A 331-nucleotide genomic window follows, 5' to 3' on the forward strand; every position below is an offset into this window, starting at 1 on the left:
TGACGGGCGCGGTGCCGACTACACCCGCATTCTCAGCCGTGCCGCCAAGATTGACGGCGGCATTTGGGGGCAGGACATCCAAGTGATTGCCGCCGGCGGCCAAACCGACGCCGCCGGCAGTGTCAAAACCCCGTCTGCAGCCGGCAACCCGCCGTCTGCGGGCGGCACTCCCGTCTTTGCCATCGACACCGGCGCCCTGGGCGGCATGTATGCCGGCAAGATCACCCTGATTGCCGCCGATGCCGGCAGCGGCATCCGCAACGCCGGCAAGATTTACGCCGGTGCCGGCGGCGTGACCCTCAGCGCCGACGGACAGCTGGCCAACAGCGGC

Annotated in this window: 1 protein-coding gene; it reads left to right on the plus strand. The window is 69.2% G+C overall.

Features of this window, described 5'->3' with window-relative positions; all coding sequences use genetic code 11:
• Positions 1 to 331: two-partner secretion domain-containing protein (locus MB824_RS08440; RefSeq protein WP_238748021.1), on the plus strand; the 331-nt coding region annotated here is incomplete at both ends.

Origin of the sequence: Kingella pumchi, from assembly GCF_022288825.1 — a bacterium.
Classification (GTDB): domain Bacteria; phylum Pseudomonadota; class Gammaproteobacteria; order Burkholderiales; family Neisseriaceae; genus Kingella_D; species Kingella_D pumchi.